The sequence below is a fragment of the Heyndrickxia sp. NPDC080065 genome, assembly GCF_050281185.1.
Classification (GTDB): domain Bacteria; phylum Bacillota; class Bacilli; order Bacillales; family Bacillaceae_C; genus Heyndrickxia.
This window is the reverse complement of record NZ_JBNNWS010000001.1, coordinates 269,371-292,300: the sequence shown is the minus strand read 5'-3', so window position 1 is coordinate 292,300 and position 22,930 is coordinate 269,371. Positions and strand designations below refer to the sequence as shown.

Below are 22,930 nucleotides of genomic sequence, written 5' to 3'. Positions count from 1 at the left end.
ACTTTAAATAACGTGGAAGGTGTAGCTTAATCATTTGTATGATCAAGTTTTGCAAGTCTTTCCAAACCAATTTGAACGGCTAAGCAATCATCCAAATAACCAAATGGAAAAACGTAATCAGGGATAATATCTGTTGATAAAATAAAATATAGAAGGACACTGCCGAGGATTTTGCGCTTTTCTGTTGAGATATTTTCCTCACTGAAACTTGTATACATATTATTTAATTCATTTATAAAAGGACCAGCACCTCTGACTTGTTCGACCTTAGTTTTATATTCCTCTAATATTTTTTGCTCTCCTTCTTTTGTGAGGGCAAATTGTTCATACTTTGCTAATTCCTGATAGATTTGATCCATGTTGAATGGATGGTCCAAAAGATTAGAAGAAATAAGAATTTCTTGAATCGTATCGACTGAATTATAAAAATCTGAAGGAGAATTATTTTCATGTAGTTCAACATTGTACCCTGCTGCTTGCATTAATCTTACTAACGGAACTTCTAAATACTGGGCAAAAAGCTGTAAATGAGAAGGTTTGGCTTGTTGCTTATTATTAACGATTCGTGAAATGGTTGCGGTATCAATTCCTGTTAGAGTACTAAGCTTTCGCATGGATAGCGAACGCTCCTTTAACAATGTTTTTATTAATATACCAAGGTTTTGTTCTCTACCTATTTTGTTGGACATCTCCTTTCGCTCCTTTACGGAATAGAATATACTTCGAATTTCCCCGATAATATGTTGCATATAAGTTAATATAAGTATTTTTTGGTGTTTCTATATATTACGACAATAAGATGAACAGTATGCTAAACGAAAATGATAAATCCTTTTCATCCTCGTTTATCTTATCTATAACCTTAGCCTTAATGAAAAACGGTAAAATATAATGTTAATTCCAAAAAAAAGACTGAATGAATTACTCCAAACATGATTGCCCGCCTCGTATCCTTATTCATGTATTTTTCACCTCCATATATTTTTTTATAGGCTTTTGTAAATGGTGACTGTAGATAAAATTATCTGGGGGCATGTAGGCAGCGATTTCTATACGTGGTCTAACTAGCTGAATACGTGCCAATTGGTTTTATCCGCAACAACAATAGGTTCAATAAAGCCTTTAAATAAGAGGCAGAGTGAATCATAATAGCTTAAATCTGTTTGCTAGATAGGTTCGAAGTAAAAGAATGACAATATCGCCTAATATTGTGGCAACAAGAGTAGGAATAATATTAATTAATGCTTTTGTAAATTTAGGTGTTATTAAAGATTTCCATTTGATTTTAGGCAGAATATTGAATCTCCATTTAATTAGCACCATCATAAACACTCCCTGAGAAATTTTTTATATTATATTTAGCTTTCGCAGCATCTGTGACTGTTTCAATATAAAAAATTGAAAAAATATTAACATAAAATTTGTAATTTTGAAATAAAGTGTTGATAAAACGTCAACAAAGGTGTATATTTTATTATTATAAATATTTAGAAAATTAAGGGAGGTGATGAAATGTATACCAAATTTCTTGGGCATTAATGTCATTTTTTTTGCAGTTACGAAGTTTAGTTTCCGTATTAAAAAATTTGTTCTTAATACCAAAATTTATTCATGTGAGGAGAAATGATTATGCTTCGTTTTATAAAATCCCCTATTGGTATCGCAATTGGTGTTGGTGTGACCGCAGTACTTATTGCATCACCTAAAGCTAGAGCAACTATACGAAAAGTAGCTGTAAAAACTATATCGGTCTTTCTAGGAAAGGAAGATGAGATCCAAGATGCCGATTCTGAAATGATGGACCAACAATCACCTAATGTTAAAGAAGCTGTACGAAAAGTTGCAGTCAAGGTGACTAAGCCTATTTTAGGTATTGTTGAAACGATTCAGAATACCTTAACTAAACTTCAGGATAAATGGGTTTCTAATGCTAATGAACACCTTTCTGATCAGGAGATAAATTATGAAAGTTCTACTAATAGTCCGCATTAGCATCCGAAGAGTAAATCAATTTAATTCCTTAATTTTACGATAAGGAGAATTATGATGCAGACTAAATCATTTAAGACGAGATTTATTCGGTCCTTACCTGGAAGGATCCGAATTGAAATATATAAACTTAAACACAATTTAAACATGGCAAATTTAATCTTTGATCAGTTTAGTAAGGTAGAAGGAATCTATAAGGTAAGTCCCTCTATAGATACTGGTAGAGCACTTATTACCTATGATGATTCCAAGATATCATTACATAAAATATGCCAAATCATCCAGACCTTTGAGCAACAGCCTATGGGCGGAGTGATAGGTCATGCCAATGAAGAAATGGAAGAAGAATTTTCTGTTACAGCTGAAATACCCGAAGAGAGAGAAGGTTCGAATCATTCACCAAAGTTAATAACAGGAGAAAATCCTTTGGATTCACAATTAATCTATAAAAAGGTGGATGATAAGCCTCCAAAAGAGAAGGTACCTCTTCCTCTAGCACTCTCTGTCGTTGGATTAAGCGCCATTGGCATTAAACAACTATTTATGGGCAGATCAGCTTTAGCTAATAGCACTAGTCTTTTTTGTTTATCTGGATGCGTTTCTATTTTAACAGGCTATCCTTTCCTTAAACGCGGATTTCAACAATTAGCTGCCAACAAAAAGGTGAATCCGGATTTATTACTTGGTGTAAGTACACTGGCTCTGGCTCTAGTTCGTGAAAATATAGTTGTATTAGCTGGTCTCAGTCTATTAAACTATCTAAATTGGAAACGAAGCCAGACATATATAAATGAAAGCAATGTGAATGACAGAGAAGAACACCTTCCATCCGATATTAAATCGTATAGTGAGAAACAATCGAAATGGGGAATGATTCTCGGAGGAGCAACCTGGGCTTTATCAAGAAATCCTTTAAGTGGCATGGCAGTTATGCTTGCGGCTAATCCGAAACCTGCTGTTGTGTCTGCTGAATATGCATGGGGGCAAGCTGACCTCATTTCAAAGGAGCGAGGGTATTTAATTCCGGAAAATGGATCACTTTCCAAATTGTCTCGCACAAAAACGATATTATTTGATGATACATCCCAAATACTTCAAGCGGAAACAAAAGAGCTCCGCTGTATCTCCTACGGAGGAAACGAAGATCAACTATGGTGTACCGTATCTTCGCTTATGAAAAAGAGCGAACATCCATGGAAAGAAGAAGTGATGAAGAAAGCGAAAGAAACAGGTCGTACATTGCGAAATGCCTTTTGTCTTGAAGAAGAAGAACAAGGTATTACTGGGAAAATCCAAAGTGTCAAATGTTTTTTCGGAAACAAGAGGTTTGTTCAGCAACTTGGTGTGGATACCTCCCAATACGATCTTGAAGCAAAGCGAATGCAGAAGGAAGGCTTTATTGTCCAATTCGTCGCAAAGGATAAAAAGTGTCTTGGCTTATTAATTGGATCGAAAGTAGAGTTTACTTCCAAATATATAGAAATAGCTAATTGGTTATCTGAGAACAAATGGAAAGTAGGAGTTTTAAGAAATAGTTTAAATATTAGTCGGGAAACACTTACTAAACATGGCGTGGATGGAAGTTGGCTTAATGATCATGTATCAAACCGTGTAGATGCTTTACGATCACAGGGGGAAGAAGTTTTATTTGTGAATGGTAATAACATTCAAATAAGTGATAAAAATCCAATCCAAAGTCCAAGTGTTTCCTATAAAAAGATTACAGATATCCGACAGTCTATGGAATATGCGAAAAAAATAAATGGTCTAGTTCGTCAACATTTCCGTATGACTAAGATGTGGAATTTTATCGGAGAGTTTCTAGCCATTGGGGCTGTTTTCTCGGCTCCTGTTATCGCTTTAATGGCAAATGCCCTTTCATTAACATTCTTATCTAGAACGAAGAGAAAGAGTGAAAAACTTTTTTCGAGAAAAGAAGCACCGAAAAGAGATAGTCCTCAAATAGTTAAGGTTGAGAGGGGCTCTAAAGATATTTCTGCTCAAATGGAAAGTATGCCATGGCACGCAATGAGTAAAGAAGAAATTATGAATGCATTTAAAGTGAATGAACAAGAAGGATTAAATACATCCCAAGTTAAGGTGTTGCGAAAGCAATATGGGGAAAATCAGATTGAGGCAAAACAGACCATACCATGGTATGTATCTTTTCTAGGGCAATTTAAGGAATTTACCTCACTTATTCTGCTCGGGGCTACGGCATTATCTTTCTTTTCAGGTGGTGTATTTGATGGATTGGCAATGGGAACAATCCTTGTTGCAAATGCGTTCATAGGAACGCTTCAAGAACGAAAAGCAGAAAAAGTTGTGGAGGCTCTCAATCAATTTCGATCTCCAAAATGTAAAGTAATAAGAGAAAGTAAAGAAGTAGAATTATCAAGTACAGAACTTGTTCCAGGTGATATTGTCTGTATCGAATCAGGTGATCGGGTCCCAGCTGATTTACGCATTATTCGTTCTTGGAACTTAGAGATAAACGAAGCAACTTTAACAGGAGAATCCCTGCCTGTTGAAAAGACAACCGAGGTTGTCACGCAAGATTGTCCATTAGCAGAGCGGAAAAATATGCTCTTTATGGGTACTTCCGTAACGCGCGGGAAAGCTCTAGGTCTTGTTGTAACAACGGGAATGAGTACGGAAATGGGATATATGATTTCCTTGATGAAAGGAGAGGAACTGGAAGCGACTCCTTTGCAGAAAAAGGTAACTTCCATAAGCAAAACGTTTATCAAAGGGGCTTTTGTTGCAGGAGGACTTGTTCTGTTAGCAGGTATACTAAGAGGATTGCCGATTACGCAAATGATTGCGACCTCAATTACTCTTACTGCTTCCGCCGTACCTGAAGGTCTCCCGATTATGATTACGATTGCTTTAAGTGCAGGTATTTTCCGTATGCAAAAGCAGAATGCACTTGTTCGTAAGCTTTCAAGCCTAGAAACACTTGGGCGGACAACCGTGATCTGCTCAGATAAAACGGGAACTCTTACGAAAAATGAAATGACAGTTAAAGCCATTGCAACGACCAATCAACTGTGGAGTGTATCAGGGAATGGATATGAGCCAGTTGGATCGATTGATAAGAAATCTTTTCACGAAGTGGCGGCAACTCTAGAAATAGAAAAGATAGATGAGGATATCGATTTTGATGAACACATAAATAATCCATTAGAAAATCCTGAATTAGCACGAATTCTTCAGATTGGGGTTCTCTGTAATAATAGTAAATTAGAACAAGAAGAAGGTAAATGGATCGTTAAAGGGGATCCGACAGAGGGAGCTTTATTAAGCTTGGCTGCTAAAACCGGATTATGGAAAGAGGACATGGCACATTGGTTTAGAAGCCATGAGGAACCCTTTGATTCGGAAACAAAAATTATGAGTGTAATTTGTAATCATACGAATATTGACCAAGAATATTACCAGCTTTCCAAAGGCTCTGTAGAGGCAATTTTGGACCGCTGTTCATGGTATCAGGAGAATGGTGACATTTTTCCTCTAACGGATAAGGAAAAACAAGTAATTTTACAGCAAAACGAAGAGTTTGCTAAAAATGCATTAAGGGTATTAGGATTTGCATACAATCGGAAGAATTTGGAGCAAGATGATGTAAATGAAGATTCTTTAATCTTTGTTGGCTTGGTAGGAATGATCGATCCACCAAAACCTGAGGTACAGAAAAGTATCTATGAAGCTAAAATTTTAGGTGTGAAACCAGTGATGATTACAGGAGATCATCCTATTACTGCCATTTCAATTGCTAAACTAACAGGAATTTGGAACAGACAGGACAAAATTTTAACAGGACCGGAAATCGATCAACTTACTGATGAAGAATTAAAAGAAGTGGTAAAGGATACATCTGTGTTCGCTCGTGTTACACCTGCTCACAAATTGCGAATTGTAACCGCTTTTCAAAATAGCGGGCAAATTGTTGCAATGACTGGGGATGGTGTAAATGATACTCCAGCTATTAAAAAGGCCAATGTTGGTATTGCTATGGGACAGACAGGGACAGAAGTAACAAAAGAAGCAGCAGACATGATTCTAATAGAAGACCATATTGGTTCGATTGTTGAAGGAGTAAAAGAAGGTAGAACGATTATCGGTAATATCCGAAAAGCAATTGGATGTCTATTAACAGGGAATTTAGCAGAAGTACTTGTTACGAGCGCTGCAGTTATAGCTGGATTACCGATTCCTTTGGTTCCAATACAAATTTTATTAATGAATCTAATAACAGATGCTTTACCCGCTATGATATTGGCTATTAATCCTGGAAATAAAACAAAACAAACGAAACGGCAAGATATTGTCGATAAGGAATTATATAAGAAGGTCGTTACACGTGGTCTTCTGCTTGGAGCGGGTTCACTAGGTTTATTTGCTATCAGTGTAGCAGTTGGAGTTCCTCTTGCTGTAGCTCAAACATCAGCTTTTGCTACTTTAGTTGCAGGCCAGCTTATTCAAACTTTCTCTTGGAGGCAGGAGGGATCAGAGGAAACGGTTCGTGACTGGTCGAAGGATCGCTTTTTCGTCACTGCATTAGGGGCTTCATGGCTTGTCTTATTATTGGCCATATATGTGCCGCCATTAGCCCGTATATTTCACACGGTTCCATTGTCCATCACTCAATGGGTACCTGTTTTACTTGTAGCTGGAACAGTAACTAAACTTTCAAAACCTATTATTCATTTAATCTCTCGTAGAACCACCGATTCAGTACAACCAGTTATCAATGAATCTGCATTACTAAAACCAGTATAAAGGAGTGAGAAAATGATTCGGAAAATTGTGATAGGATCTGCTTTAGCATTCGCAACTGCCGCTTTATTACCAGTAGTTAAAAAAACACTCCGTCCCCTTGCAGAAACAGGGATAAAGGGAGCGAAATCAACTTATGAAACAATCAAGGAAGAAGTCGAGGATATTATTGCTGAAGCAAAATTAGAAAGAATGCAGGATAAATTTGATAAAGAACTTGCGAACGATGAAGAAATAAAACAAGAGATGGAGCGAAAAAACTTAGCTTTCACTTTAATCCCTGCAGCAAAAGATAAAATTCGTCCACTTGTTGATACAGGAATAAAAAGTGTTAAATCGACAATTGAAACGATTAAGGAAGAAGTAGAAGACCTTATTGTTGAAGCAAAACTGGAAAGAAAGCAGAAACTAGTTGATAAGGAAATCTCTGATATAGAAGAGGAAATTATGGATGATAAGGAAGCACCAAGCATACAGGAAATAACGAATGAGGAAAAAGTAGTAAATGTATTAGTAGCTACACATGCAGAACAAGAGGAGGAAAATAACAATGATCCCAAAAACGGTTGAAAACGATATTGACTATCATTTAGAAACAGCACTTGAACATTTTGAACATGCACTAGAAATAAGTGTAAAAATGGCCTCCCAAGATAAATTACTTCACAAAGAAATTTCTAAAAAAATGGGATCTTTCACCGGTGAGATCTTTCGTTCTGTTCGTGAAAAAGGAAAGGCTAATCGCATGAATTTAATGAAATGGTTTACTTTGACACGGTTTTAAATAGGCTTTGAAAAAGAAAAACATTTTAATGTTGAAAAATGCGAAAGGGTGATTGGAAATGACAGCGTGGATGTTAATAATAGCACTAACATTCTCTTCAAGTATTGATAATTTAGGTGTGGGTATCTCTTATGGAATACGTAATATTCGGATTAGCCACTTATCAAATTTGTTGATATCAGTTATTTGTTTCCTCTTCAGTGTAGTAGGAGTATACTTTGGACTCTGGCTCTCTAAGATTATGCCGGGGATATTACCCGTTGTTGTTGGTTCCTTTTTATTGGTCGTTATCGGTATCAGGATTATTTTATTAGCAATCCCTCGTAAAAACCAAGAATCGATTGAAGGGGGGGAATCTGCAACAGATACAACAAATCCTAAGTTAGGAAAATCAGGCGGTATTGGGTTTGCAGAATCCATACTTCTTGGGATTGGCCTTTCAGCAAACGCACTAACCAACGGAGTAGGAGGAGGTTTGCTTGGATTAAATCCTATGGCAATATGTGTTTTGGCGTCAGTCGGTAGTTACGTGACTGTTTGGGGAGGCGTTGCTATAGGAAGAAAAGTAGCAAATGTTCGAATCGGTAAATTTACTGTAGGACAATTTGGTACACTAATTAGCGGCGCATTACTATTGATTATTGCCGCAGCTGCATTCTTAGATTAAGTCCATTTTGCAATAATAAATATACGAATAAAAAAACCGATTTAGCCTAAGTAATGGTTAAATCGGTTTTTTTATTCGTATTATTATCTAAATAGTCTAATAGATTTTTAAGTGTTGACAAAACGTCAACAAAATTGTATGTTTCTTAATAAGACCTACTTTCAAACTATAAAGATATTGCATTTTTATAAAATAGAATTACGAGTCAATAGTCCTATTAATATTTTGAATTTTCTTTCGATAACGGATTCGTTTCTCACTAGATTTATCTTTTTACAATCCTCATCGAATAATTTATAGAAAGGAAAATAAAGATGTCTGAAGGGATAAAAAATAGTAACTTAAGTTTGCTGTTAAAAGAAATATTGAAGAAGCGGTCTTTTTCAATGAGAAAGCTTAGTGAGCTCACTGAAATTGATACAGCTACAATTTCAAGGATAATAAACGGTAAACGAAAAGCAAATCCCGAACAATTACAAAAATTTGCTGACTGTCTTGATGTTCCTATCACAGACTTATTTATAGCAGCTGGTTACCCAATTGAACAAGCGCAGAAAAAGCCACAATCAGATATACATATATCTGTTGACAGTATCCAAAATTTCCTAGAGTCTTCCAATTTATATGATAAAAAGTTTACTATGGCGAGCGTTGAACAAGAATTGGCCAAATATGAGCAATATGTACAAACAGAAGAAGGGACGGAAACGATTCTAAATAGTTTTGGAGAGAAGCTACAGAAAGTAGGCAGCATAGGTCCATTTATTAATCAATTGAAAGATATGTATGAAAAATTCCGGTTAAAAAAGGGGACTCCACGTGAGCTCGCTTTAATGGGGAGTGCACTAATTTATTTTATTTTACCAGTAGATATTATTCCAGATTACATCTTTCCGATAGGCTATTTAGACGATGCTATCGCTGTACAAATTGTGATTAATTTACTATCTAAAAAATGATACTCATAAAAACATTAAAATACTAAATTTGACATTTTGGTAAAAAATCTGATATTCGGAGTTATATTGAATTTGAGAAACATTTTTGGAAAGGCACTAATCTAAGTGATAGGTGATAATGTAATATGAAAAAAAGAGAAAAAAAGACAACTAAACGTAAATGGCTAAGAAACCTCTTTTTACTTGTTATTTTATTATTATTGTCGGTAGGTGCTTATTGTATCTACCAATATAATAAAGGTTTGTCTGAGGCGAGAAATGGTAAGTTTAAGAATAATGGAACAACGTTTGAAGATTCGTTTCAAGGTGCTGAGCCGCAGTATGGGGAAATTAATATTTTGTTAATCGGAAGTGACACAAGAGGCGGGGATCGTGGGAATTCTGATTCATTAATGATTGCTCATTATAATCAAAACACTCATGATTTGAAACTCGCTTCCATTATGAGAGATACGTATGTTGATATTCCTGATCATGGAAAGTATAAGATAAATGCAGCTTATGCTTTGGGAGGACCAGAATTATTAAGGAAAACGATCAAGCAAAATTTTGATATTGATGTTAATTATTATGCAATAACCGAGTTTGAAGGGTTTTCAAAAATTGTAGATATCCTTGCACCAAAAGGAATTGAAGTTGATATCCCAAATGAAATGTCCTATGGAATAGGTATGACATTACATCCAGGTAAACAAGTTTTACACGGAAAACAGTTGTTAGGATATGTTCGTTTTCGCCATGACCGCCTGAGTGATTTTGGGCGTGTCGAACGACAACAAGAAATTATGTCGAAGATTAAGGATCAAGCTTTCAGTCTTAATGGTCTAGTTAAACTTCCAAAATTACTTGGAGTTGCCGAACCATATATTGATACAAATGTAGACACCGCAACACTCCTTTCAATTGGAAAAGGTGTAATGACTGGATCATCAAAAAAATTGGAGACTTTAAGAATTCCAGTAAAAGATTCTTTTGAAGATAAACGTGTTGATGTAGGGGCAGTCCTGAGTATTGATTTTGATAAAAACAAAAAAGCTTTAAAAGAATTTTTGTCGCAGGACAATGAAAGTGTCGTAAGCAAAGATAACTAAATTTGTATTTAAAAGTCTGATTACTGCAATAAAATCATTGCAGTAATCAGGCATTTTTATTATTGCTGCAATCTAAATCACATCCAATTAAATCAATGTGCAATTTGTACTTTTTTACGAATTATCTTTGAGTGTTGAAGTATTCTCAACAGTTTTTGATATAGACATGCACTTTCAATTAATTTGTTCAATACAATGTAAAAAAAACGGGAAGTAATGGATTGTGATATTCTTACCGTTTAGAAAAAAGGAGTGTGTCTCAGATGCCATGGTTAATCATTTTAGCCTTTGCAGCTTCATCAAGTATTGATAATTTAGGAGTAGGAATTTCATATGGAATACGAAAAATAAGAATTGGGTTAGGTGCAAATATATTAATTGCACTGATTTGTTTTCTCATGAGTGCAGCAGGTATATCATTTGGACTTTGGCTTTCAAAGGTTCTTCCAGGGGTGTTCCCGGTAATCATCGGAGCATTTTTATTAATTATTATTGGAATTCGTATCATGCTATTGGCGGTTCCTCATAAAAATGAGGATTCCAAAGTGAAAAATGATGATGAGAAACAGGCTAATAGCATTGAAGGAATTTTAAGAAATCCGGAAGCTGCAGACAGAGATAAGTCAGGAGATATCAGTTGGTGGGAGGCTGCGATTCTTGGTGTTGCGTTATCAGCCAATGCACTCACTAATGGATTAGGAGCGGGCTTACTCGGCTTTTCACCTTTAGCTATTTCGTTAACAGCCGCTGTCGGTAGTTTCATCAGTGTTTGGGCAGGGGTTAAGTTAGGCGCTAAATTAGCAGATGTTCGAATAGGTAAATTTACAATAGGCCAATTTGGTACATTACTTAGTGGAGCTATCATTCTAGTAATTGCTATTAATGCCTTCTTTTAGGTTTCATGTATGAGATTCGTAGGGTGCTTTTGTATGAAAAAAATTAAATATGTAAGATAGTAATCCCCTGTCAACTGTTTGGCAGGGGATTTACTTCATTTATATTAAAATATCTTCAATCCTGGAAAGGGTTTCTTCATTAAGCTTGACACCAGATGCTTTTACGTTTTCTTCCAATTGCTCAGGGCGACTAGCTCCAACAAGTGCACTAGAAACATTGTTTTGACGTAAAATCCATGCTAATGCTAATTGACTCAATGTTAGATCATGATCTAAAGCTACTTCATTTAGTTGTTCTACTTTATCCAAGTTCTCATCATTCAGCAGTCCAAATAAAGTATTAAGGTTTTCTTGTGAGGCACGACTTCCTTTGGGGACAGCCTGACCTTTTTTGTATTTTCCTGTAAGTACACCTTGGGCAAGAGGGGAGAAAACGACTTGGCCGATGCCATGTTTTTCAGAAACAGGAATCACTTCTTTTTCAATATAACGCTGAAGCATGCTATATTGTGGCTGGTTTACAACAATACGGTCAAGCAGCTTTTTATCAGCAATATGAACGGCTTCACTAATTTGCTCTGCTGTCCATTCACTGACACCTACATAAAGGATCTTCCCTTGACGGACAAGATCATCAAGTGCACGGAGTGTTTCGTCAAGAGGTGTTTCAGGGTCAAAGCGATGGCAATAATAAATGTCCACATAATCTGTGTCTAGACGTTTTAAGCTTGCATGACATTGCTCGATCACATGCTTTCGAGAGAGACCTTTGTCATTTGGTCCTTCACCCATTGGCCAAAATACTTTCGTCGCAAGCACATAGGAGTCCCTTTGAAACTTCTTAAGAGCTTTTCCTACAACAACTTCTGCATCCCCGCGCTTATAAACATTAGCAGTATCAAAAAAGTTAATTCCAAGATCATAGGCTTTGTCTATGGAGGCTGTTGCATTTTTCTCTTCCACATAGCCACCATATGTAAGCCAACTGCCAAGACTAATTTCACTTACCTTTAAGCCTGTTTTTCCTAATCGACGATACTCCATTCCATACCCCTCCTTAAAAATTTCGTGACTCCAAATTAAGATTACTATAGGAAGATGAGAGGTGTCTATAATTTGGTATCAGAGGAAAAAAATATAGGATATTCGACTCAAGGTCCTTATTTTTTTGACAACTGAACATTTATCTATTAATAATCTACACATACTGTATCAAAGAAATCCCAATAGGTATCCGCCGACAGCACCTGTTAGAACAATCAGCCATGGAGGGAGTTTCCAAAAAACAAGCATTGAAAAAAGAATGGCACCAAATGCGAAGTCAATTGAAGTAAATATGGAACTGGTCCAGATTGGTGTGTAAAAAGCAGCAATTAAAATACCTACAACAGATGAGTTGACACCGTAAAATGCGCCTTGACAATTCGGGTTCCTGCGAAGGGAATCCCAGAGCGGTAAAGTACCCATAATTAACAAAAATGCTGGTAAAAAGATAGCAATCGTTGCCAAAAGACCTCCCATCCAGCCATTCATAATCGCTCCTAAATATGCTCCAAAAGTAAACAATGGGCCAGGTACAGCTTGGGCCGCACCATATCCGGCTAAAAAGCTTTCTTTGGTAATCAACCCTGTTGGCACAAATTCACGTTCAAGCAGTGGGAGTACAACATGTCCTCCACCAAATACAAGCGAACCAGAACGATAAAAGCTATCAAAAAGTACCAGCCATTTATATGAAGCTATTTCTCTAAGAATTGGCAGGATGATTAATAACCCGATGAAAAGAGTTAAACAAATATAACTAAATCTACGTGACAAAGGTACCGAAATCGTTGATTCTACTTTAGTTTCACTTTTATTAAAAAAAAGGTAACCTATGAAAGCTGAAATCAGGATAATACTTATTTGTGTAAATACTGATTGCCAAACTAAAGTACCGACTAATGCAAAAATGGCTATAGCTTTCCTTCTTAAGTCTGGGGTCAGTTTTTTTGCCATATCGATAATTGCTTGGGCGACTACAACTACTGCAACTATTTTTAATCCATGTATCCAACCTGTGTCCATGATATTTAATCCATTTACTATTAAAGCAAATAAGATAAGAGCTATTACAGAAGGAAGGGTAAAGCCTAAAAATGCAACAATACCACCTAATACACCAGCTCGTAATACACCTATACCGATTCCTACTTGACTGCTGGCTGGTCCCGGCAAGAATTGGCATAATGCAACAAGATCTGCATAACTGCGTTCATCTAGCCATTTTCTTCTTCGAATATATTCTTCATGGAAATATCCTAGGTGTGCAATAGGCCCGCCAAACGAAGTTAAACCGAGCTTAGTAGATATCCATAGTATTTCAGATAACCTATAAATTTGATCCCTAAAAGTTTGCTTCACCTTTTCACATCTTATAATTTTTGATCACATCATTTCATTATAAAATGAAAATTCATATTAAATGTTAATATTAAGTAAAGATAATGAAAATAGTGATATTTTCATAGTAAGATGTTTTGATTAAAAAGGTGGATGGTCTTTTAATAGGTGAATATTGAACGGAATAAGCGAATGAGACAATACTTTTTATAGTACAGCGGACCAATTTATTTAGAGCAGACCATTTTTTCTGATTTTGGGACCATTTATCATACCGGGACTTTGATATAGATATTTTGGATTTTGTTCGATTTATCTATATCATACCGGGACTTTGATATAGATATTTTGGATTTTGTTCGATTTATCGATATCATACCGGGGCTTTGATATAGATATTTTGAATTTTGTTTGATTTATCGATATCATACCGGGGCTTTGATATAGATATTTTGGATTTTGTTCGATTTATCGATATCATACCGGGGCTTTGATATCGATATTTTGAATTTTGTTTGATTTATCTATATCATACCGGGGCTTTGATATAGATATTTTGGATTTTGTTCGATTTATCGATATCATACCGGGGCTTTGATATCGATATTTTGGATTTTGTTCGCTTTATCGATATCATACCGGGACTTTGATATCGATATTTTGAATTTTGTTCGCTTTATCTATATCATACCGGGGCTTTGGTATAGATATTTTGAATTTTGTTCGCTTTATCGATATCATATCATTTATCCGGATAAGCGGACTGTTTATTTGAGGGCCGACTTTGTATTTTTATTTTTTACTCATTCAATAAACTGAACTCATGAACCCATACACGCATTTCCGGAAGCCAGGGCATTTTTTGATGGTAGGACAAGATTGCTTCTTTATAAGCTTCTACCGAATCATAGCCTTCTTGACGAGCGTTTGCGTTCGTCAGTTCTCCTAATGTTTGAGAATAAACTCTTTCAACTCTAAATTTTTTGCCCTTTAAAACCATTATTTCACCCACATCTGCATATCTTCCATTTCTGCGTGTAGCTGTTTTTTTGCCTTCAATTACTTTGTTAACATCTGACGGCTTTGTGACAAGTCGCTCAATTGTACATGTTTTTGGTGGAAGTGGCTGTTCGTTTTGGTATTTCATAAAAAAACTCCTTTCATTTTATTTCTTCTATAATATATTACTCCTTTTTCTTCTGAGGAAATCACTGCGACCATTTAAATGTTTAAAAATTTTCCATTAATATAATAACCAATGTTCTTAACCTCATCCAAATTAACTCCTTAGTATATGTCAATCAAAATTTTGTTTCTTAGGAAATATCGAAAGAAGGTGACAGATTGTTGACAATGTTTCTAATGATGATCTGTTTCATCATAGTGTGTGATATAAATCACAGATGTAATTTAGGAGGGTGTATACAATTTAGTTAAACAGAGGAAGGAGTGAGAGTATTGAAAATAGCTAGTGTAATACTTTCATGTGGTTTAGTTGTTATATTTGCTTTTTGGATCGGACTCAAAATTTCTGATCGAATTGTTGATGGGGCACAACCTGTAGTTTCGGAAAACGCTAATCAAAATTCAGAGAACATTCCTGACCCCTTAGCATATAATCCCCCAAATATGGATGCTGTTCCTGAAGGACCTGACGGGGATGCGATTAAACGCGGATATAAGATTGTCAATGAAACCAATTCGGTTTTAGATGGCTATGTGGGGAATAAATTATCTTGTTCAAGTTGTCATGCAGGAGCTGGGCTTGAACAAAGTGTTTCTCCATTAGTCGGTGTAACCGCTAAATACCCTCAATATAGACCAAGAGAGGGGAAGATCATGAGTATAGAGGACCGTATAAATGGTTGTATGGTTCGAAGTATGAATGGAAAAGAAATACCTGAAAATAGTGCAGATATGAGAGCAATTGTTTCGTATTTGAGTTATATTTCCAAAGGGATTCCAACAGGTGAGCCAGAATTGCCTTGGTTAGGGCAAAATAAAATGAAAAATGTCCCTAAACCTAATGTAAATGATGGGGATTCCCTCTATAAACAATCCTGTGTTGCTTGTCATGCTGCAGATGGATCTGGAACAAATACAAATAGTGGACCTGCTCTTTGGGGGAATAATTCTTTTAATGATGGAGCAGGACTATCTCGTTTAACCCAATTGGCAGGATACATTCAACGAAATATGCCTGCAGGACAAGCTGGATCATTAACAAATCAGCAAGCTGTAGACTTAGCTGCTTTTATTCTTTCAAAAGATCGTCCAGAATGGAAGGGACATAATAAAGATTGGCCAAATGGCGGAAAACCGAATGATGTTATAGATAAGAAGAAAAGAGAACAAATTAAAAAGGGAACGATTAATTGGGATGATGTATTGAAGGAAGCACAATAAAAAGTCCCTATTATTAAAAAAATGAATCCTCCTGCTAAAATCAGTAGGAGGATTCTAAGTTCCGAATTATTCTGTAATTCCCACTTTGTCTAGTCCGTCTTTTGTTGCTTTATATTCATCACTGTTTTCACCGTAAATATCAATTGCTGACTGGATTAGTGCTTGGCGTGCATCTCTGAAATTAGAATCAGGAGTTAGATAGACAGTTAGAGCACGGTAGTAGATTTGTCCAAGCTTATATTTTCCAATCTGTTCCCCTGTTAAGTATGCAGCATGGTTGATGATGGAAGAATTTACGTGCACTCCACCATTATCAAGATTAAGCGGGAGATTATAATATTCATCCATATGCTTCGGATAGACACCACTGCCATTTCCATAAGGTTTATAACTAGCGTTTACTGGGAATTTACTAGGATTGCTCATGCTTCGAAGGGCTGTTCTTCCAGATTCCTTAGATTCCTGAGCCATGATATCTTCTCCAATTTCCCAACTATCTTCATTTACTAATGCACCGAAAATATCAGAAAATGCTTCATTGAGCGCACCTGATTGGTTTCGATATTTTAATCCTGCTGTATGGGTGGTAACACCATGAGTCATTTCATGTGCAGCAACGTCAAGGCCTGCAGAAAGGGAAATCATAAATTGCCCGTCACCGTCTCCATAAGTCATTTGCCTGCCGTCCCAAAATGCATTGTTGTAATTGCTTCCGTAGTGAACAGTAGACTTAATCTCCATTCCGTTTCCATCTAAAGAATTGCGCCCGTGTTGATCAAGGTAATAATGATACACCTTTTCGGAATTATAATGGGCATCGACTGCTGCACGATCATAATCATCATTCCAAGAATTATTCTTCTTTGTGAATAAAACACCTGGAAGCGGGTTTGTTCTTGAATCAAATTCATTCTTAAAATCATATGTTGTAATTCCGCCTAAATGTTCATGATTGATATCCTTTAGATAAAACATCGTTCCATTACCAGATTTAGGATCATTCTTTTTAGAAATATGCAGCTCACGTTTCTGTCCTAAAACACCAGTACCCATTCCTTTCATTGGTTGATAATCATTGGCATGCATTAATTCGTTATACATATCGACAACTTCACCGGTTTTTGCATCGATAAAGACATCCCAATTTCCAGGTTGTTCACCAAGGAAATTAAGATTCACTTTATAAGTGAAATAATTTTTTCCGTTAAACGGATATACAACGAGATCGTGTGTTGGATCATAGTCTAATACTTCAGGTGCAGATACAGCTTTCTTTGCCTGTTCAAGAGCTTTGTCAACAGAAATGGTTGCATTTGTATCAATAGATGCATCTGCAATATCATTATTGTATTGTCCATTTACTGTCTGGACTGTCCCATCCTTATCATAATGGACAATGACCTCCACTCCCTCAACCGGGAGACCGTTTTTTGATTGTTGCAAACGAACATGAGTCATTCCAAATTTATCAATTTCTATTCTTTTGATTTTTAAATTTTTACCTGGATCTTTCATGTTTAATTTTTGCTTATTTTGTTCAACATAATTGATTGCGTTCGTATCTTTCTTTTTGTTAACTCCAAGTTTTTTAGCGAAAACTGAATGGTTTTTATCATATTTCAAGCTTTTTTGCACCCCCAGTTGTTTGACAATCTGATTACCTGAATCATCGGCTTGGATCGCATATGCTGAACCGGCTGTGAAAGATCCACCAATTAAAGTTGCTGACAAAAGCATTGGTATGACAAATTTTTTATTCATTCAATCTCCTCCTCTATCAAGATAAGTTAAGTGTAATAGATAAATTGATAGAATAATAGTAACTTTCAGACTATTTTTAGTTTAGTTGATTTTTGGGCATTAATAACCTCTGAAACTAATAAAGCACTAGTTTGTGAGTAGGTTTATTACCAATGAATTGAACTTAACTTTACATTTTTTCTAAGCCTGATTCATATTATTAAAGCATTTTAACAAAATGATTTCCGTTTATTTGAGAAAATCTAGTATGAGAATAGACATAGATTTAAATTTTGAAAACTATGAAAATTTAAAATAAAAGAGTACAAAAGTTGTATAGACAAAAATTCAGGTGATGATAGACACTATAATTAAGAAAAAGCTTTCAAAAAAATTCCAAGCAAAAGGGGAGGAAACAAATGGCTAAAAGGTTGGGGATGCTCACAATGGCTTTGTTGCTGCTTTTTTCTCTTGTATTGCCACACGCAAACTATACACATGCAAAAGACAAACCAAAGGAGAATCAGGAAAAAATCGCAAAGAAATGGGTCAAAAGTAAAGTAAAACAAATGACGATTGAGGAAAAAGTAGGGCAGCTATTTATCGTTCATGCATATGGAAAAACTCCTACTGATCCAGACTATGCTGAAACGAATATTAATTCAAAACGTGGAGGGGCGAATTTTAAAGAAATCATTGAAAAATATCATATTGGAGGAGTCATCTATTTCAACTGGTCACAAAATATCGGTACCCCTTTAGATTCAAGTCAAGTTCAATCTCTTTCCAACGGTTTGCAAAAGATTGCTGTTAATCAAAAATCCAATATTCCATTATTTATATCAACTGATCAAGAGGGTGGGATTGTAGCACGTGTCACTGAACCTGCGACCGTTTTCCCTGGGAATATGGCGCTTGGGGCAACAGGATCTGCTTCCTATGCAAAAAAAGCCGCGGAAATCACGGGAAGTGAGTTAAAAAGTCTTGGAATTAATATGGACTTCGCGCCAGACTTAGATGTAAATATTAATCCAGAAAATCCAGTAATCGGTGTACGTTCTTACTCTGAAAACCCAGATCTTGTTGCAGCATTAGGAACTGCTCAAGTAGCTGGTTTGCAAAATCAAAATGTGATTGCAACAGGAAAGCATTTTCCAGGTCATGGAGATACAAATGTTGATTCACATTACGGCCTCCCTATTATTAATCATGATAAGAAAATGTTGAACGAAATTGATTTAAAGCCATTTAAAGCAACAATTAAATCAGGAATTGATGCCATTATGACAGCTCATATTGTCGTCCCGGCACTCGATAAATCGGGAATGCCTGCGACATTGTCGAAACCGATTATGACTGGAGTACTTCGTGATCAGCTTGGATATAATGGTTTAATTATCACGGATAGTTTAGATATGTCAGGGGCAGATGTTCTGCCTGCTGATCAAATTCCAGTTGCTGCTTTTGATGCAGGTGCAGATATTTTACTCAATCCACCTGATGTAGAGGATGCTTACAAAGCAATGCTAAAAGCAGTGAAATCTAAGAAAATTAGAAAAAAACGTTTAGATCAATCCGTCACTAGGATTTTACTCGCTAAATATAAACGAGGCATTATTAAAGATCCATTTACAAAAAATAATTCCATTAAAAAAATCGGCTTGCCGGAAAACTTGAAGGCAACAGAGGAAATAACTACAAAAAGTATCACACTAATTAAAAATGAAAATCATGTTCTACCACTTAAAAAAGGTAAAAACGTATTTGTGACGGGACCTGCCTCAGCGAACTCCGAAAGGCTATCAGACATTCTTTTGGAAAAAGGTTTACGTTCATCAGATTTTAGTACCAGTACATCACCTACGACAGAACAAATTCAGACTGCCGTAACACGTGCGCAAAATGCCGATATAATCGTTGTTACAACATATACAGCGAATACCAATAATGCCCAACAATTACTAGTCAAAGCTTTGAAACAAACGGGTAAACCCGTTGTCATTGCATCGATGAGAAACCCTTATGATATTATGGCTTTTCCTAATGTGGATGCGAATATTTTAACTTATGGTAATCGTGATATCTCCACACGCGCACTGGCAAAAGTACTAGTAGGAGAAGTCAATCCAAGCGGGAAGCTACCAATTACCATACCGGGGCTTTATCAATTTGGATTTGGTCTTCAATATAAATAGGGGGGAATTATTTTGAAAAAAGGCATGCTGAAAACAGTTTCGATTGCTCTTTTAAGTACAACACTTTGGTTCTCAACTCAAGGTCATATTTTTAATTCATCTCCAAATAAAGTAGTGGCTAGTAAGATAGAGGACCATGTACCGACTAACTCTCCATGGGACCATCCCGGTGCATCATCTCAGGTACTCCATACTGGTTCACCAGAGGCAGCTGGAATGGTCTCCACACCTTTAAATGAAATCGATCAGGTTATGAATGATGCGATTGGCCAAAAAGTGATGCCTGGTGCAGTCGTTCATATAGCAAGAAAAGGGATAACAGTTAAAGAACAAGCATATGGATATTCGTATCGATATAAGGATGACCAGTTTACAGAATCCGATCAGCCTATTTTGATGAAAAAAGATACGATATTTGATATAGCTTCCATTAGTAAACTTTTCACCACTATTGCAGCGATGCAGTTATATGAAGAAGGCAAATTTAAACTGGACGATCCAGTTGCTAAATATATTCCGGAGTTCGCGGAGAATGGCAAACAAGCGGTCACGATTCGCCAACTGATGACTCATACCTCCGGATATGAGCCGGGGATTCCAATCTATAATATGGGAACATCGAGAGAGGATCGGTTGGAAATTGTATTGAAACATGGGCTTGTCAATCCACCTGGTTCTACGTATACGTATAGTGATTTAAATATGATCACACTAGGAGTCCTAGTCGAAAGATTAACTGGTCAAAGAGAGGATGTATATGTAAAACAACATATTACAAAACCTCTCGGTATGAATGATACGATGTATAATCCGCCTGCATCATTAAAGTCTAGAGTTGCAGCTACAGAGTACCAGCCACTGCTCGGGAGAGGACTCGTTTGGGGGCAGGTTCATGACGAAAAGGCCTGGTCCTTAGACGGTGTTGCTGGGCATGCAGGTGTATTCTCGACTGCGAAGGATCTAGCCATTTTAGGGCAGACATTTTTAAATGAAGGAAAATATGGTCATGCTCGTATTTTAAAAGCTTCCACCATAAAATTGATGGAGCAAAATATGAATCAAGCATTTCCAGGTGATAATCATGGACTTGGCTTTGAACTAAATCAAGGTTGGTATATGGATGGATTTGCAGATGCTAATACGATGGGGCATACAGGATATACAGGTACTTCCTTGGTTATAAGTCCTAAAAATAAGACCATTGTTATATTATTAACAAACCGTGTACACCCAACTCGTAATACGGTTTCAACTAATCAAACACGCAGACTTGTAGCACGTCAAGCAGCAGATGCCATTCCAGTTTCCATCCCAGGGAAAAATAAAGCTTGGTTTGCTGGATACGGTGATAACAAAAAAGCCATTTTACAAGCTGAAGTAAACATTCAAAAGCCATCGACATTAACATTTCAAACATGGTATCGACTCGAAGAGGATGGTGACTACGGAAAAGTGGTTATATCAAAAGACGGCAACAATTGGACTGAACTAGGAACAAGTTTGAATGGCTCAAGTGTGAATTGGAAAAAGATGTCTTATGAACTGCCGGATGGAACGAAATATATTCGTTTTCAATATGAGACAGATCCGATAGTAAATGGAAGAGGATGGTACGTATTAGATCCGCAAATTGAGACAAAAGGTAAAAACGTTAAAGTCCAGTTTCATAGTACAGATTGGGAACTGCGTAATCGCTAATTGAGGGAAGCGGGAAGAAACAGTCCCGCTTCTATTCCTATTAAGAGGGGAGAATCTTTTATGAAAAAATGGGTTGTTGCCTTATTAGCATTTATTTTATCTATTTCCTGCCTATCCTCAGCTATTGCAAAAACAACTGAACCTAATAAAAAACATAAAGAGAATACCTTTCAACTTGGAGTAGAGGTTTTACTAAAAGATAACGTCAAATTATTAAAAGGAAAAAGAGTAGGTCTTATTACTAATCCGACAGGTGTTGATCACTCATTAACAAGTATTGCCGATTCTTTCTATAATAATAAAAATATCAATCTTGTAGCACTTTTCGGACCTGAACATGGTGTAAGAGGAAGTGAAGAGGCAGGTGCTTATGTTCCATTTTATATCGATGAAAAAACAGGTCTGCCTGTATATAGCTTATATGGGACAACAAAGAAACCTACACCTGAAATGTTGAAAGATATCGATGTTCTTGTTTTTGATATTCAAGATGTTGGTGCAAGATTTTATACGTACATTTATACAATGGCATATGCTATGGAAGCGGCAAAAGAAAACAATATTCCATTTATCGTACTCGATCGTCCTAATCCAATTGGAGGCACAAAGGTAGAAGGACCGGTGCTCGAATCTAAATACTCATCATTTGTTGGAATGTATCCAATTTCATTGCAGCATGGGATGACAGTGGGTGAGTTAGCGAAGTATTTTAATAAAGAATTTAAAATTGGCGCTGATCTAACGGTTGTAAAAATGAAAGGTTGGCAAAGAGATATGTACTATGATGAGACCTCCCTTCAATGGGTGCTGCCGTCACCTAATATGCCAACTTTAGATACTGCACTTGTCTATCCGGGTGCAGCACTTATAGAAGGTACAAATGTTTCTGAAGGAAGAGGCACAACAAAGCCATTTGAACTCATTGGTGCGCCATTTATTGATGGAGAAGAACTAGCGCAAAAACTTAATAATCTCAAGCTTCCAGGTGTCATGTTTAGGGCTGCTTATTTTACTCCAACAACCTCAAAATTTAGCGGTCAACTATCCGGCGGAATTCAAATTCATATTACCGATCGGAATGCCTATCAATCCGTTAAGACAGGGATAGCAATCGTCAAAACCATTCACGATCTCTATCCAGATCAATTTGAGTTCCGCGCGGAAGATCGTAACGGAATATCCTATTTTGACCAACTGATCGGAAATGGCTGGGTACGTAAAGCCATCAACAATGGAACCTCATTACAAGAAATTGAAAACCAATGGAAGTCTGAACTAAAAGCATTTCAGAAAAAGAGGAAGAATTATTTACTTTATTAAATTTTTTAATGACTGCTAGGATCA

At 36.4% G+C, this 22,930-nt stretch carries 18 protein-coding genes; 12 read left to right on the top strand and 6 right to left on the bottom strand.

All coding sequences use genetic code 11. From position 1 onward, the window contains the following. Positions 1–26 precede the first annotated feature (26 nt). Together ACQKP0_RS01335 and ACQKP0_RS01330 are read right to left on the bottom strand one after the other, a co-directional pair. Positions 27–689 (bottom strand): DUF1232 domain-containing protein, encoded by a 663-nt coding sequence (locus ACQKP0_RS01335; protein WP_427404003.1) that lies wholly within the window; start codon positions 687–689, stop codon positions 27–29. Positions 690–1,143: 454 nt separating this feature from the next. Then, entirely contained in the window at positions 1,144–1,323 is a 180-nt protein-coding gene (locus ACQKP0_RS01330; RefSeq protein ID WP_427404002.1) for a hypothetical protein, read from the bottom strand. 306 nt (positions 1,324–1,629) lie between these two features. Here ACQKP0_RS01330 and ACQKP0_RS01325 point away from each other — a divergent pair, with 306 nt between their 5' ends. From ACQKP0_RS01325 to ytaF (ACQKP0_RS01290), 8 genes are all read left to right on the top strand, one after another. Then, positions 1,630–1,992: a YtxH domain-containing protein gene (locus ACQKP0_RS01325; protein ID WP_427404001.1), complete on the top strand. Its 363-nt coding sequence runs from the start codon at positions 1,630–1,632 to the stop codon at positions 1,990–1,992. A gap of 54 nt (positions 1,993–2,046) precedes the next feature. Beyond that, positions 2,047–6,771: an HAD-IC family P-type ATPase gene (locus ACQKP0_RS01320; protein WP_427404000.1), complete on the top strand. Its 4,725-nt coding sequence runs from the start codon at positions 2,047–2,049 to the stop codon at positions 6,769–6,771. Between the two features lie 12 nt (positions 6,772–6,783). Then, on the top strand, positions 6,784–7,338 hold the full coding sequence (locus tag ACQKP0_RS01315) for a hypothetical protein (protein WP_427403999.1): 555 nt from the start codon (positions 6,784–6,786) through the stop codon (positions 7,336–7,338). Continuing rightward, positions 7,319–7,552: a hypothetical protein gene (locus ACQKP0_RS01310; protein ID WP_427403998.1), complete on the top strand. Its 234-nt coding sequence runs from the start codon at positions 7,319–7,321 to the stop codon at positions 7,550–7,552. Before ACQKP0_RS01315 ends, ACQKP0_RS01310 begins: the two co-directional genes overlap by 20 nt. Positions 7,553–7,610: 58 nt before the next feature. After that, positions 7,611–8,219, top strand: coding sequence for a sporulation membrane protein YtaF (gene ytaF / locus ACQKP0_RS01305; RefSeq protein WP_427403997.1), 609 nt, complete (start codon positions 7,611–7,613; stop codon positions 8,217–8,219). 314 nt (positions 8,220–8,533) lie between these two features. Continuing rightward, positions 8,534–9,178 (top strand): DUF1232 domain-containing protein, encoded by a 645-nt coding sequence (locus ACQKP0_RS01300; protein ID WP_427403996.1) that lies wholly within the window; start codon positions 8,534–8,536, stop codon positions 9,176–9,178. Between the two features lie 125 nt (positions 9,179–9,303). Next, the gene (locus tag ACQKP0_RS01295; protein ID WP_427403995.1) at positions 9,304–10,269 is read left to right on the top strand and encodes an LCP family protein; all 966 of its coding nucleotides are present in this window, start codon (positions 9,304–9,306) and stop codon (positions 10,267–10,269) included. Between the two features lie 263 nt (positions 10,270–10,532). Continuing rightward, the gene (ytaF, locus tag ACQKP0_RS01290; RefSeq protein WP_427403994.1) at positions 10,533–11,165 is read left to right on the top strand and encodes a sporulation membrane protein YtaF; all 633 of its coding nucleotides are present in this window, start codon (positions 10,533–10,535) and stop codon (positions 11,163–11,165) included. 99 nt (positions 11,166–11,264) lie between these two features. On the opposite strand, the gene ACQKP0_RS01285 is transcribed toward ytaF (ACQKP0_RS01290), so the two are convergent. The 3 genes from ACQKP0_RS01285 to ACQKP0_RS01275 form a co-directional block, all read right to left on the bottom strand. Further along, entirely contained in the window at positions 11,265–12,209 is a 945-nt protein-coding gene (locus tag ACQKP0_RS01285; protein WP_427403993.1) for an aldo/keto reductase family protein, read from the bottom strand. Between the two features lie 168 nt (positions 12,210–12,377). After that, positions 12,378–13,568, bottom strand: coding sequence for a chromate transporter (locus ACQKP0_RS01280; RefSeq protein ID WP_427403992.1), 1,191 nt, complete (start codon positions 13,566–13,568; stop codon positions 12,378–12,380). Positions 13,569–14,346: 778 nt separating this feature from the next. Further along, positions 14,347–14,694: an ASCH domain-containing protein gene (locus ACQKP0_RS01275; RefSeq protein WP_427403991.1), complete on the bottom strand. Its 348-nt coding sequence runs from the start codon at positions 14,692–14,694 to the stop codon at positions 14,347–14,349. Between the two features lie 302 nt (positions 14,695–14,996). Here ACQKP0_RS01275 and ACQKP0_RS01270 point away from each other — a divergent pair, with 302 nt between their 5' ends. Next, positions 14,997–15,953, top strand: coding sequence for a c-type cytochrome (locus tag ACQKP0_RS01270; protein ID WP_427403990.1), 957 nt, complete (start codon positions 14,997–14,999; stop codon positions 15,951–15,953). Positions 15,954–16,019: 66 nt separating this feature from the next. Here the strand turns inward: ACQKP0_RS01270 and ACQKP0_RS01265 are convergent, their stop codons facing one another. Next, positions 16,020–17,714 (bottom strand): M4 family metallopeptidase, encoded by a 1,695-nt coding sequence (locus ACQKP0_RS01265; protein ID WP_427403989.1) that lies wholly within the window; start codon positions 17,712–17,714, stop codon positions 16,020–16,022. 398 nt (positions 17,715–18,112) lie between these two features. On the opposite strand from ACQKP0_RS01265, the gene ACQKP0_RS01260 reads away from it, so the two are divergent. The 3 genes from ACQKP0_RS01260 to ACQKP0_RS01250 are packed head-to-tail and all read left to right on the top strand — an operon-like array spanning position 18,113 to position 22,906. Beyond that, positions 18,113–19,888: a glycoside hydrolase family 3 protein gene (locus tag ACQKP0_RS01260; RefSeq protein ID WP_427403988.1), complete on the top strand. Its 1,776-nt coding sequence runs from the start codon at positions 18,113–18,115 to the stop codon at positions 19,886–19,888. Positions 19,889–19,912: 24 nt separating this feature from the next. Continuing rightward, entirely contained in the window at positions 19,913–21,586 is a 1,674-nt protein-coding gene (locus tag ACQKP0_RS01255; protein ID WP_427404166.1) for a serine hydrolase, read from the top strand. Between the two features lie 60 nt (positions 21,587–21,646). Then, entirely contained in the window at positions 21,647–22,906 is a 1,260-nt protein-coding gene (locus tag ACQKP0_RS01250; RefSeq protein ID WP_427403987.1) for an exo-beta-N-acetylmuramidase NamZ family protein, read from the top strand. Positions 22,907–22,930 lie beyond the last annotated feature (24 nt).

Bases quoted from the DNA above. Each gene is read 5' to 3' on its own strand.
- ACQKP0_RS01335 (WP_427404003.1), bottom strand. From the start codon at position 689: ATGTCCAACAAAATAGGTAGAGAACAAAACCTTGGTATATTAATAAAA.
- ACQKP0_RS01330 (WP_427404002.1), bottom strand. From the start codon at position 1,323: ATGGTGCTAATTAAATGGAGATTCAATATTCTGCCTAAAATCAAATGG.
- ACQKP0_RS01325 (WP_427404001.1), top strand. From the start codon at position 1,630: ATGCTTCGTTTTATAAAATCCCCTATTGGTATCGCAATTGGTGTTGGT.
- ACQKP0_RS01320 (WP_427404000.1), top strand. From the start codon at position 2,047: ATGCAGACTAAATCATTTAAGACGAGATTTATTCGGTCCTTACCTGGA.
- ACQKP0_RS01315 (WP_427403999.1), top strand. From the start codon at position 6,784: ATGATTCGGAAAATTGTGATAGGATCTGCTTTAGCATTCGCAACTGCC.
- ACQKP0_RS01310 (WP_427403998.1), top strand. From the start codon at position 7,319: ATGATCCCAAAAACGGTTGAAAACGATATTGACTATCATTTAGAAACA.
- ytaF (WP_427403997.1), top strand. From the start codon at position 7,611: ATGACAGCGTGGATGTTAATAATAGCACTAACATTCTCTTCAAGTATT.
- ACQKP0_RS01300 (WP_427403996.1), top strand. From the start codon at position 8,534: ATGTCTGAAGGGATAAAAAATAGTAACTTAAGTTTGCTGTTAAAAGAA.
- ACQKP0_RS01295 (WP_427403995.1), top strand. From the start codon at position 9,304: ATGAAAAAAAGAGAAAAAAAGACAACTAAACGTAAATGGCTAAGAAAC.
- ytaF (WP_427403994.1), top strand. From the start codon at position 10,533: ATGCCATGGTTAATCATTTTAGCCTTTGCAGCTTCATCAAGTATTGAT.
- ACQKP0_RS01285 (WP_427403993.1), bottom strand. From the start codon at position 12,209: ATGGAGTATCGTCGATTAGGAAAAACAGGCTTAAAGGTAAGTGAAATT.
- ACQKP0_RS01275 (WP_427403991.1), bottom strand. From the start codon at position 14,694: ATGAAATACCAAAACGAACAGCCACTTCCACCAAAAACATGTACAATT.
- ACQKP0_RS01265 (WP_427403989.1), bottom strand. From the start codon at position 17,714: ATGAATAAAAAATTTGTCATACCAATGCTTTTGTCAGCAACTTTAATT.
- ACQKP0_RS01260 (WP_427403988.1), top strand. From the start codon at position 18,113: ATGGCTAAAAGGTTGGGGATGCTCACAATGGCTTTGTTGCTGCTTTTT.
- ACQKP0_RS01255 (WP_427404166.1), top strand. From the start codon at position 19,913: ATGCTGAAAACAGTTTCGATTGCTCTTTTAAGTACAACACTTTGGTTC.
- ACQKP0_RS01250 (WP_427403987.1), top strand. From the start codon at position 21,647: ATGAAAAAATGGGTTGTTGCCTTATTAGCATTTATTTTATCTATTTCC.